A 15,593-nucleotide genomic window follows, 5' to 3' on the forward strand; every position below is an offset into this window, starting at 1 on the left:
CACCCGCCGCCTTCCCGCACCGCACCGCCGACTCGCAGAGGAGATTCGCCATGAGGGCCACCCGGAGAACCACGACGATTGCCACCACGTGGGCCACCACGGGGAACGCCGGCCGGATGCGCTGGTTGGCACCGCTGCTGGCCGCACCGCTGCTGCTGAGCTCCTGCGGAGGTGGCAGCCCCTCCGGCGAGCAGGACGGCACATCGGCGCAGGACGGCGGCACCGCCGAGACCTCAACGCAGACCACCGCAGTGCGCGTGGCGGACACCGCCGGGATGCCCTCGGCCTTCCTCCAGTACGGGGTCAACGAGGGCTACTTCGAGGCCGAGGGCCTGGACGTCACCGTGGACGTCAGCATCGGTGGGGCGGCGGCCGTGCCCGCCGTGGTGAACGGCGAGACGCAGTTCGCCGGGTCCAACACCGTCAGTGCCATCCTGGCGGCCAGCAAGGGACTGCCCATCACCATCGTGGCGGCGGGCACCCGCACCGTCGCGGACCCCGCGGAGGACTTCGCCCGCATCGTGGCCTCGACCTCCAGTGGGATCGAGGAGGTCTCCGACCTCGAGGGCGCCACCATCGCGGTCAACACGCTCGAGAACATCAACGACGTGGTCATCATGACCCTGATGGAGGATGCGGGCGCGGACCGCCACCAGGTCAGGTTCGCGGAGATGGGCTTCTCCGACATGCTCCCCGCGGTGGCCAACGGCCAGGTGGACGGCGCCCTGCTGATCGAGCCCTTCGTCACCATGGCCCTGGATGAGGGGGCCGTGGAAGTCGCCAGCCCCTATGCCGAGTCCCGGGAGGACATGATGGTGGGCACCTACATGACCTCCGAGGACTACGCCGCCGAGAACCCGGACGTGGTGGAGGCCTTCCAGCGGGGCATCGACGCCACCGGCCAGGCGATCGCCGAGGACCCGGACGCGTTCCGTGAGGCACTCCCCGAGGTCACCACGATCGAGCCCGGACTCGCCGGCGAGATCCACCTGCCGGTCTGGAACGCCACCGTGGACGTCGAGACCCTGCAGTTCCTCAACGAGCGGATGGTCCGCTACGGACTCCTGGACGAGGAGATCGCCGTGGACGAGATCGTCACCCCCGCCGCCGAGTGACCACGCCCCGCACCACCAGTTTCCCGCCACCACAGACCAGAGACCAGAGGACCCCAGCCCATGAACAGCCCCACCGCAGCCCCCCGTCCCTACCGCCGCATCGCCACCGAGGAGGCCTGGGCGCCTCCGGAGATGTTCGAGCTCTTCCGCCGGATCCTGGGCGAGCACCCCGAGGACGACCCGGGCTTCATGAGCCTGATGGGCTACTACGCCCTCGGCGACGGGGAGCGCCCGCGGTTCATCCGCGAGCGCATGGTGGATACCGAGGGGGTGCGCCTGCAGGAGATGGACGCGGCCGGCGTCGACCATCAGATCCTGGCCCTGACCGCGCCGGGGACCAACCCCCTGCCCGCCGCCCAGGCCACCGACCTCGCCCGGGTGGCGAACGACCACCTGGGCGAGATCGTCCGGAACCGTCCGGAGAGGTTCTCCGGGCTGGCCGCCGTGCCGTTCACCGCGCCCGACGCCGGCGCCGCCGAACTGGGCCGGGCGGTCACCGAGCTGGGGCTCAAGGGCGCGATCCTGAACTCCCACGTGCGGGACCGCTACACGGACTCCCCCGAGTTCCTGCCGTTCTACGAGGCGGCCGCGTCCCTGGGGGTGCCCGTCTACCTGCACCCCAACGCCCCCTCCGCCGGGCTGTTCAAACCCCTGCATGACCGGGGACTGGACGGCTCGATGTACGGCTTCGGGGTGGAGACCGGCCTGCACCTGATGCGGCTGGTGGTCTCCGGGGTGTTCGAGCGCTTCCCGACCCTGAAGCTCGTGGTCGGCCACCTCGGCGAGGCCGTGCCGTTCTGGCTGAACCGGATCGACTACATGTACGGCAAGCAGGTGGCCACCGGTCGCTACCCGCACGTGAAGCCGCTGCCGCTGAAACCGTCCGAGTACATCCGCCGCAACGTCTGGATCACCACCAGTGGGATGCCCTGGGAGGACGAGATCATGTTCGTGCGGAAGATGATGGGCGCGGACCGGGTGATGTACGCGATGGACTACCCCTACCAGTACGAGCCCGCCGAGGTTCAGCTGCAGGACGACCTGCCGCTGACGGAGGAGGAGAGGTTCGAGTTCTTCGAGGGCATCGCCACCCGCGTGTTCGACCTCTCCTTCTGACCTTCCTCGGGGAAGGAAGGGGAATCAGGAGCCGAGGCGGGAGCGCAGGGCGGCGAGCGCCGCCGTCGCCGCCGTCCAGAGGGTGGGCTCCGGCACGGGGACGAAGCGGGGCGAGTGGTTGACCGGCATGGCACCGGACTCCACGGTGGCCGCGTCGAAGCCGCCGCAGTCGGACCAGCAGCAGGCACGCCCCCATCACGAGCGCCGAGGTGGCCAGGGTAATCACGTGCACGGAGCTCTTGGGCACCTCCGCGAAGCCGAGGGAGAGGAAGGAACCGAGCAGGGCGGCCGTCGGGACCACGGTCATCAGGGCCGGGTTGACCTTGGCCATCCGGTGCTCGCCCCTCTGCATCAGCGGCGCTGCGACGTGTCCCACCGGGCCACGGGCAACCCCGTGATGTGCCAGTGGTTCGCCCGGCTCCCGGCCGCCGACCACGATGCGGCAGCCGCCGAACTGGCGGGGCTCGGAGCCCTGCGCCTGTGCGCCTCGACGACGGGCCGCTCCAACTTCATGTCCATGATGTGGCACCGATCGCCGACGGACATCATGGCCCTGGAGCGGCAGGTATCAGAGAGGCTGCCCCGCCTGGAGGTCCGCGAGACCGTCATCATCTCGAACATCCCCAAACGTGCCGGGTGGCATCTGGACGCCGACGGGCGGCGCCTGGAGGACTTCGTCGAGGTGGGCCACCACTGGGATTGAGGGGAGCCGGTCAGCAGACCGCCCACAGGTCGATCAGGACCCGGTCTGGTTCGCGGCGGCCGGAGCCGATGACCACGGTGGACTCCAGCCAGGACCACCGCTCGCCGGCCACCTCGAAGCGTGGTGCGCAGCGGAAGTAGATGCGCTCCGCCGGCACCCGTTCGCCGCGGGCCAGCGCCGCGATGTCCTCGGCCGCGCCCGTGCGGTAGGCGGCGTTCATGACGTAGAGCCGCTCGCCGTCGTCGGTCTCGATGACGTACCGCGCGTCCAGGTCCGAGGCTGTCTCGGACTGGATGAGCTGGAAGTCGGCGCCGCCGGCCAGGACCGTGCCGTTGAGCTCCGGCCCGGTGACCGCGCCGCCGATGATCGGGATGATCCGGCGCTGGCCGCGGTGCGTGCGCCCGACCTCCACGGGCCCGGATACCTCGACGGCCACGGTGGCCAGGAACTCGAGTCGGGGCGGCGTAGGGCCGGCGGAGGCATCGGAGCGTCCGGAGGCGGCAACAGGGGTCTGGGACATGACCACCACGCTAGGGGCGGCCCGCCGCGGACGCCATGCACATCCTCCGTGCATCCGATGCACAGTGAATTCCGTTGAGATGACCAACGACCAAGGGCACCATGAGGTGTTATGGATCACAGCACCGTTTCCCCGTCCCACGCTCCGGGCGGCCCTTCCCCAGCCTCCGACGCCGCCTCCTTCCCTGGCCCTCTGACGGCACCCGCCGTCGGTACACCGACGCCGCGCGCCGGCCGCCCCCGGGACCTCGTCGCCGTCAACATCGGCAACGCCCTGGAGTGGTTCGACTGGAACATCTACGCGATCTTCGCGCCCTTCTTCGCCGCCCAGTTCTTCCGTGCCGAGGACCCGGTCTCCAGCCTGCTCTCCACACTGGCGGTCTTCGCGGTCGGCTTCCTCATGCGCCCGGTGGGCGGATGGCTGTTCGGCCGGCTGGCCGACGACAGGGGCCGGAAGTTCAGCCTGACCCTGGCCATCCTCCTGGCCTCGTTCGGCTCCCTGCTGATCGCCGTGGCCCCGACCTTTGACGCGATCGGCGTGTGGGCCGGCGTCGTCCTCCTGGTGGCCCGACTCATCCAGGGCCTGTCCCACGGCGGTGAGACCGGCAGCGCCTTCACCTACCTGGCGGAGATCGCCCCGCAGGACAAGCGCGGCTTCTGGGCCTCCACCCCCTGGCTCGGCGTCGGGGTGGGCACCATGCTGGCCACGGGCGTCGGCGTGCTGCTGACCGCCCTGCTCTCCGAGGCGCAGATGGCCGAGTTCGGCTGGCGCATTCCCTTCGCCGTCGCGGCCGTCCTCGGGGTCTACGCCCTCTACATCCGCAAGACCATGAACGAGTCCGAGGTGCACACCGAGCGCAAGGAGCGGGACGAGCGCGAGGGCGCGGACTCCCCGCCCCTGCGGGAGGTCTTCTCCGAACTGGGCCGCGAGTGGAAGCCGCTGCTGCAGATCGTCGGCCTGACGATCTCTGGCGTGGTGGCCTTCTACACCTGGTTCATCTTCGCCCCCGGTTACGCCTCCCGCGAGTTCGGTATGGATCCCAACGCCTCCCTCGTGGCCGGGCTCTGCGGCCAGGCCGTGTTCCTGGTGGCCATCCCCGTGATGGGCAAGCTCTCCGACCGCTTCGGGCGCAAACCGGTGCTGATGGTCTTCGCGGCCGGCTTCGCGCTCGTGGCCTTCCCCCTGGAATGGATGCTCGGCCCGAGCCCGTTCATGCTCTTCCTGGCCATGGCCGCCGGTTCCGTGCTGCTGGCCGCGAACTGCGCCCCGCTCGGCGCCGTCTTCGCCGAGTTGGTCCCGACCAAGCTCCGGGCCACGCTGATAGGCGTCGGGTACGCCACGTCCGGAGCGATCTTCGGCGGCACGGCGCCCTACCTGAACACCTGGTTGTCCAGCATCGGGATGCACGGCCTGTTCGTGGGCTACATGATCCTGCTCTGCCTGATTAGCGTGGTGGTCATCATCAAGATGCCGGAGACCGCCAGCCGCGACCTCCGCTGAACCCGCCGGCACCGGTCCGGCAGGAAGACGGGGACGGGTGCGACTGACACTGCGCCAACTCGAACACTTCTGCGCTGTGGCCCGGACCGGCAGCATCAGCGCCGCGGCGGCCGAGCTGAGGGTGTCCAGGACTTCCGTCACGGAGGCCCTGGACACCCTCGAGCGCATCTCCGGCACCGTGTTGTGCCGCCGCAGCAAGGCCGAGGGTGTGGTGCTCACCGCCTCCGGGGAGGACTTCTTCATCCGGGCACGCTCGGTGCTGGACCAGGCCCTTGACCTGGAGATGCCCGACGGCGACCGGCAGCTCGGCGGGACCCTCACCATCGGCTGCTTCCGGTCCCTGGCCCCGACGGTCCTGCCCGCGCTGTGGTCCGCGTTCGCCTCCCGGCATCCCGGCGTCACCGTCTCCGTGACCACCGGGGACCGGTCCGAGCTGGTGGAACAGCTCTCCCTCGGCATCCTGGACGTGGTCCTCGCGTACAACCTCCACGCATTGCCCGGCCTGGGCACCGCGCGCCTCTACGACACGACCATGTATGCCCTGTTGCCGGCCGAGCACCCGTTCGCCGGGCTGGGCCGGGCCCCCTTGGCCGACCTGGCGGCGGAGCCCCTGCTGCTGATGGACGTCTCCCCCAGTTCCGACGACATCCTCTCCTACTTCGCCCACCACGGTGCGACGCCGAACGTGCGGATGAAGTCCCCGGACTTCGAGCTCATCCGGTCCCTGGTGGCCCGCGGGCTGGGCTACTCGATCTTCATCCAGCGGCCCCGCCAGGACATCTCCTACGAGGGACTGCCGGTGGCCTGCGTTCCCCTGGACCCCGAGCCCCACCTGGAACGGGCATCCATCGCCTGGTCGGAACGGCGGAGGCTGCCCGCACCGGGCCGGAGTTTCGTGGACCTGGCCATGGCCCTGGGGCCGCGGCTCGCGCCGCAACAGTGACCTCGTCGTCCCCGTACTCCACGTCCTGTCGAACCGAGTCCAGGCCGTCTCCAGGCGGACCACGACTATGAGGACCGCAGCAAGGTCAGGACCCCGGTCGCCCCTCCGGGCGGGGGGCGTCGCTGACCACGGGGGTGGAACCGGTCTCGGCCCGACGCGTGCCGCGGTTCATCTCCGTGCCCTGGGCCGCCGGGGCGGCGTCTCGCACCGGCGGCTCGCCGCCCGTACGCGGCTGCGGACTTCCCTCGTCGGATCCTTGACCTCCGCCCTCGGCGGCATTCTGGCCGGCCCCTTGGCCGGGCCCCCGCCCGCCGGCGCTGTCCGGCCCGGTGCCCCCGCTGCCCCGCCCGGCACCGACCGGGACCCGCTCGGGCTGGCGGGTGCCGGCGTCGGGCTCTTCGGGGGCGCCCTCACCGTCGGAGTCCTTCGACCGCTCCGCGATCTCCAGGTCGCGCAACGACAACGCCGAGGTCTCCACGGTCAGTTCGGTGCGCCAGCGCGGTCCGTCGCCCTGCAGGTAGCTGATGGGCGCATGCTCGCCGAAGTGATCCGGGTCGGCCTCGCGCCAGTCCGCGTCCCAGCCCCGCGGCGGTTCATGGAGCAATTCGTCCTCGCGGAGCCAGTGGTAGATCGAGGCGTAGGAGCGGGTCGTCAGATGATCCACCCGGCGGCGCAGCATGCGGGTGGTGAGCTGAGACGGGGAGGACACCCCCATCGAGGCCATGATCTGCACGGCTTCCCGCACCGTCAGCTTGTGGTAGTTGTGCACCCGGTTGGCCTTGTCGTCCACATCCAGCGCCCGCATCAGCCGCTCGTTCTGGGTGGCCACGCCCACCGGGCAGTGATTGGTGTGGCACTTCTGGGCCTGGATGCAGCCGGTGGCCATCATCATGGCGCGGGCGGACAGGGTGAAGTCCGCGCCCTGGATCAGCCGCTTGACGATGTCCGAACCGGAGATGATCTTGCCGGCGGCACCGATCTTGATCATGTGCCGCAGACCGGTGCCCACCAGGGCGTTGTGCACCAGCATCAACCCCTCGGTCAGTGGGGTGCCGACGTTGTCCTGGTACTCCAGCGCGGCGGCACCGGTGCCGCCGTCGGAGCCGTCCACGATGATGTAGTCCGGGGCGATACGTTCGGCCCAGATGGCCTTGCACATCGCCAGCACGTCCGTCCGGGACCCGACGCAGAACTTGATGCCGATGGGCTTGCCGCCGGAGAGTTCGCGCAACTGCCCGATGAACCGCACCATCTGCCGGGGCGTGTGGAACGCCGAGTGTGAGGCCGGGGAGATGCAGTCGACGCCGACCGGTACCTCGCGGGCTTCGGCGATCTCGGGGGTGACCTTGGCCGCCGGCAGCACGCCGCCGAGCCCGGGCTTGGCCCCCTGGGAGAGCTTGATGGTGATGCCTTTGACCTCCGGCAGGGTGGCCTTCTCCGCGAACCGCTCTGGATTGAAGTGGCCGTCCTCGGTGCGGCAGCCGAAATAGCCGGAACCGATCTCCCAGAACAGGTCCGCCCCGTTGCCACGGTGGAACTTCGTCAGCCCGCCCTCCCCGGTCTCATGGATGAAACCGCCCAGACCGGCCCCCTTGTTCATGGCCAGCACCGCGTTCTTGGACAGCGAGCCGAAGGACATGGAGGAGATGTTCAGCAGGGAGAGGTCATAGGGCTGGCGGCAGTCCGGCCCGCCGACGCGCACGGTGGGCAGCGGCTGGGGCGTGGGCACGGGCGCCGTGGAGTGGATGAGGAACTCGTAGCCGATGCGATTGGTGTCCCGCTCGGTGCCGAAGGCCTTGTGGTCGTCCTGTCCCTTGGCCCGGGAGTAGACCAGGGATCGCTGGTCCCGGTCGAAGGGCTTGCCGTCCACATTCCGCTCGATGAAGTACTGCTGGATCTCCGGGCGGATCGACTCCAGCAGGTACCGCATGTGCCCGACGACCGGGAAGTTCCGCAGGATGGAATGCTTCCTCTGCGTGGTGTCCCAGATGGCCAGGGCCACGAGCAGCAGCGCCACGACGCCCAGGAAGATCCAGGCCCAGAACCCGACCAGGTAGGCGATGACCAGGACCAGGGCCAGGCTGGTCAGACCTCCGATGATGAGTAGACGGTTGTTCATGCCCCCATCCTGCACCCGTGTGATGCACAACGCACCCCGCGCCCGCCGCAGATGACAGCGGCGGCCGCGCGGCCGCCGTCGTCCATCTCCCCGGGCGCTCTACCAGAGGTGCGGGGCCGGCCTCCGGGTGCCGGGCAGGGCGACGTTGCCGCGCCACTCGTGCAGCCAGTCCGGGACGGTGAAGTCCTCGGGCAGGCTCTGACCGAGTTCGGTGCGGACCGCGTCGATGATGTCCTGCAGGGGCACCGCGCCGCCGGCGTCCACGAAGCGGGTGGCCAGGTAGCCCCGGGCGTAGATCTCCCCGTCCCGGACGAAGCGCTGCTCGATCCAGATGCACTTCTCGTCCACCCCGATGATCCTGGTCTCGATGGTGAACCGCTGCCACAACCGGATCGACTTGCGGAAGGAGATCTGCTCCGACTGCACCACCGGCGTCCACTTCCGCTTCATCATCAGGTCCCAGAAGCCGCTGCGGGCCAGCAGGTCGAAACGGCCCAGGTCCATGAGGGAGAGGTACATCCCGTTGTTCACGATCATGGCGAAGTCGATGTCCGTGGGCAGGGCCCTCAGCGGCAGCGACGAGGTGTCCCAGACGCTCAGCCGGGAGCGGCGGCGGGCCTTGAGGAGCACGAGGAGGGTGCGGAAGATCAGGTGCATGGGTCCATCATGCCACGGCAAGTTACCCGCAGGTAGCTTTCCGTGGGCTGCTCAGGCGAAGGCGCTGAAGCCGGTGAGGTCGCGCCCGATCAGCAGCGCCTGGACGGACTCGGTGCCCTCGTAGGTGTGGATGGCCTCGAGGTCCATCTGGTGGCGGATGACGCCGTTCTCCAGCAGGATGCCGTTGCCGCCGAGCAGGTCCCGGGCCTCGGCGGCGACCATCCGGGCGGTGCGGGTGTTGTGGTACTTGGCCAGGGAGGCCTGCGTGGGGCGCAGCCGGCCCTCGGACTCCAGCTGGGCCAGGTTCACGCAGTACATCTGCATGGCCACCAGGTGGGAGAGCATCCGGGTCAGCCTCTCCTGGACCATCTGGTGCTGGGCGAGCCGCTTGCCGAACTGCACGCGTTGCCTCGAGTAGGCCAGCGCGGACTCGAAGCAGGCCGTGGCGTGGCCCAGGGCGGACCAGGCGACGCCGGCGCGGGTGGCGTAGAGGACCCTCGAGGTGTCCTTGAACGAGTGCGAGCCCGGCAGCAGGGCGTCCGCCGGCAGCCGGACATCGTCCAGGTGGATCAGTGCCTGGTCGATCGCGCGCAGGGCCCCCTTGCCGGAGATGACCTCGGCCCGGTAGCCGGGGGTGTCCTGCGGGACCAGGAAGCAGCGGACAGCCCCGTGGTCCTCGGCCCCGGGGGACTCGACCCGCGCCCAGACGAAGGTGATGCCCCCGGAGGCGCCGTTGCCGATCCACTTCTTGGCCCCGCGCAGGGTGTAGCCGTCCGCGGTGCGCGTGGCCCGGGTGGCCAGCCCGGAAGAGTCGGAGCCGTGGTCCGGCTCGGTCAGGGCGAAGGAGCCGAGCACCTCGCCGGAGGCCAGCGGCTTCACGTACCGCGCCTGCTGCCCCTCACTGCCGCAGTAGACCAGGGTCCGCAGGGCGAGCCCGCCCTGGACGGCGATCACGGTGCCGAGGGAGCCGTCGATGCGGGAGACCTCCATGTTCACCAGTCCGGTGGCGAGCGGGGAGAACTCCTCCAGGTCCGGGTGGACCAGCCCGTCGTTGAACAGCTGGTGCCGGCCCAGCGTCACGGCGGCCTGCACCGGGTAGAGGTGGCGGTCCCAGCCCTCGGCCATCTGGGGCGCGACGGCGGCCGCGGCCTTCCGCGCCCGGTCCCAGACCTCCCGGTCGGCGGCCGGGATGTCACGGAACGCGTCGTAGTAGTCGACGTCCAGCGGGCTGGTCACGTCATAGGCGGGCTCGGTGGCACCGGGGAGGGAGGGCTCGGTCATGCGTCCCATGGTAATTGACACCGAGTTCCTATCGCAATGAACCGGGGTGTCACGCGGGGCGCCGGGGGTTCGGCTTCGGTGGGCTACCCCGCCTCGGCGGCCAGCGCCTCGCGGATTCGGCGCAGCACCTCGCCGGAGGGCATGGTCGCGGGCAGGCTCGCCACCAGGACCTGCTGGGACGTCTCGTCCGGGCCGGATCCGACGCCGAAGCGTTGCCGGACCCGCACCAGCGCCGCGTCCAGGGCGGCGGCGTGACGGTCCCGGACCTGCTCCGCCGGCTCGGCCGACTCGGTCCGGATGGCCTGGCGCAGGAAGTGGTTGTGCGTGGCGGTGACGAGGGCGGCGAAGCCGATGGCGTCCACGGCCTCGAGGCCGGGCATGCTCCGGCGCAGATAGTCGGAGAAGAGCCGTTCGTAGCCGCGCTCGGTGATGATCTCGCGGTCCCGCAGGGCGCGGACGGCGCGGACCTCGGTGTAGCGGCGGCGGGCCAGGTCCAGGTCCTCGGAGAGGTGCGCGAAGACGCGCTCGGAGGCGGCGCACACCGTGACCCACGGGTCGGCGGGGTGACCCTCGGCGCCGGCCTGGGCGTCCATCCACGTCCCGAGCTCCTCGAGGAGCGGGGGGTGGTCGGCGAACACCGCGTCCTCCTTGCCGCCGACCTGGCGGAAGTACGTGGACCGGGACATCCCTGCGGCCCGGGCCAGGTCGTCCACGGACGTGGACTCGAAGCCGCGCTCACTGAACAGCTCCACGGCGGCCTCGACCACCTGGGCACGGACCTCGACGGAGCGCGGGGTCTGCCCTGGTGCATGCGTCATGCGCCCGACTCTATCCACCCTCCTCCCGCACCCCGGCAACTGGAGGTCGAATCCGGCCCATTCTCAGCGGTTACCGGCGAGTAAACGGGCCGGATTTGACCTTCAGGTGCCCCGGGTCAGAGGAGGTGGTCGGTGAGGTGGTCCGGGGTGCCGAAGCGGTGGGCCGTGATGGAGATGGCCTGCTCGTGCACGAACGGCAGCAGCTCCACGTCCCCGGCCGAGACCACCGGCCCCGCGGACACCGCCACGTCCGGTGAACCCTCCAGCGCCTCGTGCAGCGCCAGCAGGCCGTCGCGGGAGGCCTGAGCCCCGGCCTCCGACCAGTCCAGCACCAGCCGGATCCGCGGGTCGCCGGCCCCCGGCGCGGACGGCGGCAGCCCGGTCAGCTGCGCGGCCCGGGCGTGGAACGCCGCGGTGTCCTCCACGTGCACGACCACGTCCGGGTCCCCCGCCAGCATCTGCTCGACGCCGGCCGGCAGCCTCTCCGGCACGCTCACCGTGAGTGCCGCCCCGGCACGGCGGCCGGCCATCAGCACGCGCAGCAGGTGCACCAGCGGGCCCGACTCCCAGCGGACCGTCACCGGCACCGGCAGGTGGCGCAGCACGTTGCGCTCGGCCATGAGCCCGGAGACGTCCTCCGCCACGCCGAAGCCCGCATGCCAGGCCGCCTCGTCCAGCGCGGCGGCACCCGCGAGCCAGTCCCGATCAGCGGCGTCCAGGCCCGCGGCCGCGGCCAGCCGCAGGCCGGACCCGGACGGCTCGGGCGCCCGGCCGCCGTCGTGGGCCACCGGCGCATCGGTCCACGTGCCCAGTCCGTGCAGGTAGTGGGGCCCGCCGGCCTTGGTGCCCGCGCCGACGGTCGAGCGCTTCCACCCGCCGAAGGGCTGCCGGCGCACGATGGCCCCGGTGATCCCGCGGTTCACGTAGAGGTTGCCCGCCTGCACGGTCTCCAGCCAGGCCTCGATCTCGTCCGGGTCCAGGGAGTGCAGGCCGGAGGTCAGCCCGTAGTCCACGGCGTTCACCAGGCGCACCGCGTCCTCGAGGGTCTCGGCGGTCATCACGCCCAGCACGGGCCCGAAGTACTCAGTCAGGTGGGCGTCGGAACCGGGACGGACGCCGGACCGGATCCCCGGGCTCCACAGCCGGCCGGAGTCGTCGAGCGGCTGCGGCTGCAGGGCCCAGCGTTCCCCCGGCCCCAGCTCGGTCAGCCCCCGCCGCAGCTTCTCACCGGGCTCCTCGATCACGGGTCCCATCTGCGAGCGCGGGTCCTCGGGGTAGCCGACGGTCAGCGAGGCCGCGGCGTCCAGCAGCTGGCGGTGGAACCGCTTCGAGGTGGCCACGGAGCCCACGAGGATCACGAGCGAGGACGCGGAGCACTTCTGTCCGGCGTGGCCGAAGGCGGAGTAGACCACGTCCTTCGCGGCCAGGTCCAAGTCGGCGCTCGGGGTCACAATGATCGCGTTCTTGCCGGAGGTCTCGGCCAGCAGCGGCAGGTCCTTCCGGAAGGACCGGAACAGCTGGGCGGTCTCGTAGCCGCCCGTGAGGATGACCCGTTCGACGGCCGGGTGGGTGATGAGCCCCTCACCGAGTTCGGCCTCGCGGTCCGGGTCGATGCTGAGGAAGCTCACCACGCCGTCGGCGGTGGCGGCCGCCCGCTCTTCGGCCCAGCCGAGCTGCCCGAGCCCGGCGCGCAGGCCCTCGCGGATGGCCTCGTAGGCCACGGCCCCGGTGCGCACGGACTGCGGTGCCGGCTTGAACACCACGGGGGCCCCGGAGGCGAGCCCGGCCAGCACGCCGCCGGTGGGGATGGCGATGGGGAAGTTCCACGGCGGGATCACCAGCACGAGCCGCGCGGGGTGGAACTCGGCGCCGGGCACCTCCTCGAGGCCCCGGGCCAGGCGTCCGTAGTACCGCGCGAAGTCGATGGCCTCGGACACCTCGGGGTCGCCCTGGTCCAGGGTCTTGCCGGTCTCCGCGGCGGCCACCTCCAGCAGGGCGCCGCGGTGGACCTCCAGCGAGTCGGCCACGGCGTTCAGCACGCGCTCCCGCTCGGCACCGGTCAGGGTCCGCCAGTCTTCCCCGGCGTCCACGGCCTGCCCGACGGCGGCCCGCACCTGCTCCGGTGAGGTCGCCGTGGCGGTCAGGACGGTCTCGGTTCCGAGCGTGGAGGTCGGGATCGCGGCGGTGATCGCCCGCCCCCAGTCCCGGTTGGCGGCCAGCGACGGATCGGTGTCCGGGGTGTTGGCGAAGCCGTCCACCGGCTCGGGGACCGGCCCGCGGGCCGCCGGGAGGTCTCCCGGCGAGGAGGCGAGCTGCCGGTTCTGGGTGCGGGCCGGCGTCGGGATCCCGGTGTCCAGGTCCTCCAGGGAGTCGAGGAAGCGCTGCTCCTCGCGGGCGAAGAGCTCCGCGTCCGTGTCCAGCTCGAAGACGGCGGACATGAAGTTCTCCTGGCTGGCCCCCTCCTCGAGGCGGCGCACCAGGTAGGAGATGGCCACGTCGAACTCGTGGGGGTGGACCACGGGGGTGTAGAGCAGCAGCGAGCCCACGTCCTGGCGCACCGCCTCCGCCTGGCCGGTGGCCATGCCCAGCAGCATCTCGAACTCGACGTCCGGGCTGGTCCCGCCCTGCTCCCACTGGGTGGTGAGCCCGCGTTCCTGCACCAGCAGCCAGGCCAGCGCGACGTCGAAGAGGTTGTGCCCGGCCACGCCGATCCGCACGTTGCGGGTGTGCTCCGGGGTGAGGGAGTAGTTGAGCACGCGCTTGTAATTGGTGTCCGCGGCCTGCTTGGACTCCACGGTGGCGGCAGGCCAGCCGGTGACGGAGGCCTGCACGTGCTCCATGGGCAGGTTGGCGCCCTTGACCACACGGACCTTCACGGGGGCGCCGCCGGCGGCCACGCGGCGGGCGGCGAACTCCTGCAGCCGGATCATGGCGTCCAGGGCGTCCGGCAGGTAGGCCTGCAGCACGATCCCCGCCTCGAGGCCCTGCAGCTGGGGCTGGTCCATCAGGCGCATGAACACGGCGAGGGTCATATCGAGGTCGTGGTACTCCTCCATGTCCAGGTTGATGAAGGTGGCACCGGTGCCGCCGGGGCCGGCCTGGGAGGCAGCGAGTTCGTAGAGCGGCAGGAGGGAGGCGGTGACCTCCTCCACGGCCTCGTTGAAGGCCCACGCGCTGTGCGGGGCGGTGGCAGCGGAGACCTTGACGGAGACGTAGTCCACGTCCTCGCGCTCGATCAGCGTGCGGATGCCGTCCATCCGCCGGTCCGCCTCCTGCCGGCCGAGGATCGCCTCGCCCAGCAGGTTGATGTTCAGGCGGATGCCCTCGGTCTTCAGCCGGGCGATGGCGGGGCCGAGCTTGGCGTCCGTGGCGTCCACGATCAGATGGGACACCAGCTCGCGCAGCACCTTGCGGGCCACGGGCACGGCGATCGGCGCCACGGCGGGGGCCAACCGCCCGCCGGCACCCAGGGCCGACTTCATGTACCAGGGCAGGAAGCCGGGCGTCTGGGGCGCCAGGTCCGCGAGCGCCTCCGCCGCGATCCGCTGGTCCTCCGGACGGATCACGCGGTCCACGAAGCCGACCGTGAAGTCCAGTCCCGCCGGGTCCTTCAGCACGCCCGCCAGCTGCCTCGCCGAGAAGTTCGAGGGATGCCTCCGCGCCTCCTTCAACCAGGTCCTGACCTGCTCGACAGCGGCCGGGGCCAGGGTGCGCAACTCGTCAGGGTCCGGGATCGCCGGGTTCAGGGTGCTCATAAGGCCATTGTTCTCCGTCGCACTGTGCGAGACCAGCGAACGTTTCCGCGGTGTACCCTTCGGCATATCCGAATGGTTCTGAGGGGTCTGGCGAGGGAGGCCGCGCACATGCTGGAGGTCCGCCGGCTCGTGCTGCTGCGCGAGCTGTCCATCCGGGGCACCCTCTCCGCGGTGGCCCGGGCCATGAACCTCTCGCCCTCCTCCGTCTCCGAGCAGTTGTCCCTGCTGGAGCGGGAGACCAGGACACAGCTGCTGCGCCGGGTGGGCCGCAACGTGCAGCTCACCGAGACGGCGCTGGCCCTGGTGGGCCGGGTGGAGCCGATCCTGGACGCCCTCGAGCAGGCGGAGACGGCCCTGACATCCGCGGGCGGGGCCATCACCGGCCGGGTGCGGCTGGCCGCCTTCCAGTCCGCCGCCCTGACCCTGGTCCCCCCGGCGCTGACCAGCCTGCGCGAGCACCACCCGGGGCTGCGGCTGGAGCTGGTCCAGTACGAGCCGGAGCAGGCCCTGCACGAGGCCTGGGCCCGGGACTTCGACGTGGTGGTCGCCGAGCAGTACCCCGGGCACTCCGCGCCCCACTGGCCCGGACTGGACCGCCGCCAGCTGTTGCGGGACGAGCTGCAGCTGGCCGTCCCGGCCGGGCTCACCGTGGACGGCGGGCCGCTTCCTCCCGGTGAGGAGCTGGCAGCGCTGCTGCGGCACCGGCCCCTGCCGTGGGTGATGGAGCCGCACGGCACGGCCACCCGGCACTGGGCCGAGCAGCTGATCCGATCCGCCGGCCACGAGCCGGACGTCCGCTTCGTCTCGGCCGACCTGCAGTCCCATGTGCGGCTCGTGGAGTCCGGCAACGCGGTGGCGCTGCTGCCCGGCCTGACGCTCGTGGACCACGCGGTGCGGCTGCGCCGGATCCCCCTGGCCGGGCGCCCGCTGCGCACGGTCTTCACCTCGATCCGCTCCTCCTCCGCCCGGTCTCCGGCCGTCGTCGCCGTCCGGGACGCACTGGAGGCGGCCGCAGGCCGGCTGGATATGGAAACGGACGCATAACGAACGGGCCGGGACCGGGCTG

The 15,593-nt window shown here is 71.2% G+C and carries 12 protein-coding genes and 1 pseudogene; 6 read left to right on the plus strand and 7 right to left on the minus strand.

Annotated elements, in window-relative coordinates; genetic code table 11:
• Positions 1-50 precede the first annotated feature (50 nt).
• Complete coding sequence (locus tag RE421_RS00745) at positions 51-1,115, plus strand: ABC transporter substrate-binding protein (RefSeq protein WP_309812719.1); 1,065 nt, start codon at positions 51-53, stop codon at positions 1,113-1,115.
• Between the two features lie 60 nt (positions 1,116-1,175).
• Positions 1,176-2,231: an amidohydrolase family protein gene (locus RE421_RS00750; RefSeq protein ID WP_309812720.1), complete on the plus strand. Its 1,056-nt coding sequence runs from the start codon at positions 1,176-1,178 to the stop codon at positions 2,229-2,231.
• A gap of 229 nt (positions 2,232-2,460) precedes the next feature.
• Here the strand turns inward: RE421_RS00750 and RE421_RS16780 are convergent.
• Positions 2,461-2,583, minus strand: a pseudogene (locus tag RE421_RS16780) (DUF5058 domain-containing protein); the annotation flags it as partial.
• Between RE421_RS16780 and RE421_RS00755 the strand changes: the two are divergent.
• On the plus strand, positions 2,566-2,934 hold the full coding sequence (locus RE421_RS00755; protein ID WP_309812722.1) for a hypothetical protein: 369 nt from the start codon (positions 2,566-2,568) through the stop codon (positions 2,932-2,934). The pseudogene RE421_RS16780 and the gene RE421_RS00755 sit on opposite strands and share 18 nt — an antisense overlap.
• 10 nt (positions 2,935-2,944) lie before the next feature.
• On the opposite strand, the gene RE421_RS00760 is transcribed toward RE421_RS00755, so the two are convergent.
• Positions 2,945-3,454 carry a DUF3237 domain-containing protein gene (locus tag RE421_RS00760; RefSeq protein ID WP_309812724.1) on the minus strand — a complete coding sequence of 170 codons (510 nt, stop codon included), beginning with the start codon at positions 3,452-3,454 and terminating at the stop codon, positions 2,945-2,947.
• Positions 3,455-3,565: 111 nt separating this feature from the next.
• Between RE421_RS00760 and RE421_RS00765 the strand changes: the two genes are divergently transcribed.
• Together RE421_RS00765 and RE421_RS00770 are read left to right on the plus strand one after the other, a co-directional pair.
• Positions 3,566-4,954 carry an MFS transporter gene (locus RE421_RS00765; RefSeq protein WP_309812725.1) on the plus strand — a complete coding sequence of 463 codons (1,389 nt, stop codon included), beginning with the start codon at positions 3,566-3,568 and terminating at the stop codon, positions 4,952-4,954.
• Positions 4,955-4,991: 37 nt separating this feature from the next.
• Positions 4,992-5,897, plus strand: coding sequence for a LysR substrate-binding domain-containing protein (locus RE421_RS00770; RefSeq protein ID WP_309812729.1), 906 nt, complete (start codon positions 4,992-4,994; stop codon positions 5,895-5,897).
• 85 nt (positions 5,898-5,982) lie between these two features.
• Here the strand turns inward: RE421_RS00770 and RE421_RS00775 are convergent, their stop codons facing one another.
• The 5 genes from RE421_RS00775 to RE421_RS00795 all read right to left on the minus strand — a co-directional run bounded on the left by RE421_RS00775 (position 5,983) and on the right by RE421_RS00795 (position 14,527).
• Positions 5,983-8,016, minus strand: coding sequence for an FMN-binding glutamate synthase family protein (locus RE421_RS00775; protein ID WP_309812732.1), 2,034 nt, complete (start codon positions 8,014-8,016; stop codon positions 5,983-5,985).
• Between the two features lie 99 nt (positions 8,017-8,115).
• Complete coding sequence (locus tag RE421_RS00780) at positions 8,116-8,673, minus strand: acyl-CoA thioesterase (protein WP_309812735.1); 558 nt, start codon at positions 8,671-8,673, stop codon at positions 8,116-8,118.
• Between the two features lie 51 nt (positions 8,674-8,724).
• Positions 8,725-9,954: an acyl-CoA dehydrogenase family protein gene (locus RE421_RS00785; protein ID WP_309812738.1), complete on the minus strand. Its 1,230-nt coding sequence runs from the start codon at positions 9,952-9,954 to the stop codon at positions 8,725-8,727.
• A gap of 83 nt (positions 9,955-10,037) precedes the next feature.
• Positions 10,038-10,772 (minus strand): helix-turn-helix domain-containing protein, encoded by a 735-nt coding sequence (locus tag RE421_RS00790; protein ID WP_309812741.1) that lies wholly within the window; start codon positions 10,770-10,772, stop codon positions 10,038-10,040.
• A gap of 116 nt (positions 10,773-10,888) precedes the next feature.
• Positions 10,889-14,527 carry a proline dehydrogenase family protein gene (locus tag RE421_RS00795; protein WP_309812744.1) on the minus strand — a complete coding sequence of 1,213 codons (3,639 nt, stop codon included), beginning with the start codon at positions 14,525-14,527 and terminating at the stop codon, positions 10,889-10,891.
• Between the two features lie 108 nt (positions 14,528-14,635).
• On the opposite strand from RE421_RS00795, the gene RE421_RS00800 reads away from it, so the two are divergent.
• Positions 14,636-15,571, plus strand: a complete 936-nt coding sequence (locus RE421_RS00800) for a LysR substrate-binding domain-containing protein (RefSeq protein WP_309812747.1) — start codon at positions 14,636-14,638, stop codon at positions 15,569-15,571.
• Positions 15,572-15,593: the final 22 nt, after the last annotated feature.

This window comes from Citricoccus sp. I39-566 (assembly GCF_031432995.1).
Taxonomy (GTDB): domain Bacteria; phylum Actinomycetota; class Actinomycetes; order Actinomycetales; family Micrococcaceae; genus Citricoccus; species Citricoccus nitrophenolicus_A.

Coding starts and splice junctions, on each gene's coding strand:
- RE421_RS00775 (WP_309812732.1), bottom strand. CDS start 8,016: ATGAACAACCGTCTACTCATCATCGGAGGTCTGACCAGCCTGGCCCTG.
- RE421_RS00780 (WP_309812735.1), bottom strand. CDS start 8,673: ATGCACCTGATCTTCCGCACCCTCCTCGTGCTCCTCAAGGCCCGCCGC.
- RE421_RS00785 (WP_309812738.1), bottom strand. CDS start 9,954: ATGACCGAGCCCTCCCTCCCCGGTGCCACCGAGCCCGCCTATGACGTG.
- RE421_RS00795 (WP_309812744.1), bottom strand. CDS start 14,527: ATGAGCACCCTGAACCCGGCGATCCCGGACCCTGACGAGTTGCGCACC.
- RE421_RS00765 (WP_309812725.1), top strand. CDS start 3,566: ATGGATCACAGCACCGTTTCCCCGTCCCACGCTCCGGGCGGCCCTTCC.
- RE421_RS00745 (WP_309812719.1), top strand. CDS start 51: ATGAGGGCCACCCGGAGAACCACGACGATTGCCACCACGTGGGCCACC.
- RE421_RS00760 (WP_309812724.1), bottom strand. CDS start 3,454: ATGTCCCAGACCCCTGTTGCCGCCTCCGGACGCTCCGATGCCTCCGCC.
- RE421_RS00800 (WP_309812747.1), top strand. CDS start 14,636: ATGCTGGAGGTCCGCCGGCTCGTGCTGCTGCGCGAGCTGTCCATCCGG.
- RE421_RS00790 (WP_309812741.1), bottom strand. CDS start 10,772: ATGACGCATGCACCAGGGCAGACCCCGCGCTCCGTCGAGGTCCGTGCC.
- RE421_RS00750 (WP_309812720.1), top strand. CDS start 1,176: ATGAACAGCCCCACCGCAGCCCCCCGTCCCTACCGCCGCATCGCCACC.